Source organism: Ideonella azotifigens (assembly GCF_006519715.1).
Classification (GTDB): domain Bacteria; phylum Pseudomonadota; class Gammaproteobacteria; order Burkholderiales; family Burkholderiaceae_C; genus Ideonella; species Ideonella azotifigens.
In genome coordinates this window covers 1-1738 of the sequence record NZ_VIDT01000929.1, presented here as the reverse complement: position 1 = coordinate 1738, position 1738 = coordinate 1, and the positions used below count along the sequence as shown (strand labels likewise).

The following is a 1738-nucleotide window of genomic DNA, read 5'->3' as shown; positions in this document are numbered from 1 at the left end:
GCGCGTCCGCACTGGCCAGTGCCACGTCCACCACGCAGGCCAGGCCGAAGCCGCCGCCCATGACCGCGCCTTGCAGCAACGCAATCGTCGCAATGCCGGTGTTGGCAAAGGCCACGCACAGCTCGCCGAAACGGGCGCTGATGCGCTCGAACGGGTCTTCGCCGGTGCGATCTCCGTTCATGGACCGTGCCCGCGCTGCGGCCATGTCCTTCAGGTCGCCACCGGCACAGAAATTCCCGCCGGCACCTCGCAGCACGATGGCCCGCACATCGCCCGCGGCCTCAGCTTCGGCCAGCGCGGCGAGCAAGGCGTCCACCAGCGCGAGCGACATCGCATTGCGCGCTTCGGGGCGGTTCAGCGTGAGGTGCAGCACCGCGCCGGCGGTCGCCGGCTGCAGCACCTGCCGACGCACGAGCAACAGCGGCTCGGTGACTGGCATGCCTTCGCGCTGAAGCGCTTCGGTTTCGCCCTTGGGGCGGCCCAACGGGCTCATGCCTTGGTCGCCTTCGGCAGTGTGCCTTCGAGCTTGCAGATGATGCTGAGCATCACCTCATCGGCACCACCGCCAATGGAGATCAGGCGGCCGTCGCGGAAGGCCTGGGAGATCGGGTTGTCGCGCGTGAAGCCCATGCCGCCCCAGTACTGCAGGCAGCTGTCGGCCACTTCGCGCGAGAGGCGGCCGCACTTGAGCTTGGCCATCGAGGCCAGGCGGGTCACGTCCTTGCCGGAGAGGTAGAGGTCCACGGCCTGGTAGGTCAGGGCGCGCAGCGCTTCGACCTCGGTGCGCAGCTCAGCCAGGCGGAAGTGCACGACCTGGTTGTCCAGGATGCTCTTGCCAAAGGCCTGGCGCTGGCGGGTGTAGGCTATCGTCTGGTCGATCAGCCGGTCCAGGCTGCGCAGCGAAGAGGCGGCGCCCCACAGCCGCTCCTCCTGGAACTGCAGCATCTGGAACATGAAGCCCATGCCTTCCTGGCCGATCAGGTTGCGGCGGGGCACGCGCACGTTGTCGAAGAAGAGCTGCGCGGTGTCCGAGCTGTCCATGCCGATCTTGTGGATCTTCTGGCGGGTGATGCCGGGGGCGTCCATCGGCACCACGATCAGGCTCTTGTTCTTGTGCGGGCCGCCGGCCGCAGCCACGTCGCTGGTGTTGGCCAGCAGACAGCACCAGTCGGCCTTCATGCCGTTGGTGATCCACATCTTGCTGCCGTTGATGACGTAGTCGCCGCCTTCGACGCGGGCCGTCGTCTTCGCCGCGGCCACGTCCGAACCGCCGCCGGCTTCGGACACGCCCAGGCTGCCCACGTAGTCGCCGGCAATCGTCGGCGCGAGGAATTCGTGGCGCAGCTCGTCCGTGCCGAAGCGGGCCAGCGCAGGGGTGCACATGTCGGTCTGCACGCCAATCGCCATCGGCACGCCGCCGCAGTTGGCCTCGCCCAGCGCTTCGGCCATGACCATGGAGTAGCCAAAATCCAGCCCGGCGCCGCCGAACTGCTCGGGGTACTTGAGGCCCAGCAGGCCCAGGTTGCCCAGCTTCTTGAACAGCTCGTGGCTGGGGAACTGCTCGGCAGCCTCCCATTCGGCCACAAAGGGGTTGATCTCCTGCTGGACGAAGCGGGTCACGGTGTCCGCCAGTGCGCGGTGCTCGGGGGTGAATTGCATGGTGGTCTCCTCTGCTTGTGGGAACCGGAAAACTGTTCAGAGGCGGGCGACGCCAAAGGCGTTGGGCCGCAGCGTGCGG

General features: G+C 67.7%; 2 protein-coding genes. Both read right to left on the bottom strand.

Going from position 1 to position 1738, the window contains the following annotated elements:
- Positions 1-493 (bottom strand): enoyl-CoA hydratase/isomerase family protein (locus FKP22_RS29325; RefSeq protein ID WP_233447005.1); only part of this gene is annotated, 493 nt, incomplete at its 3' end.
- The gene (locus FKP22_RS29320) at positions 490-1659 is read right to left on the bottom strand and encodes an acyl-CoA dehydrogenase family protein (RefSeq protein WP_141291703.1); all 1170 of its coding nucleotides are present in this window, start codon (positions 1657-1659) and stop codon (positions 490-492) included. The genes FKP22_RS29325 and FKP22_RS29320, both read right to left, overlap by 4 nt.
- Between the last annotated feature and the right edge of the window lie 79 nt (positions 1660-1738).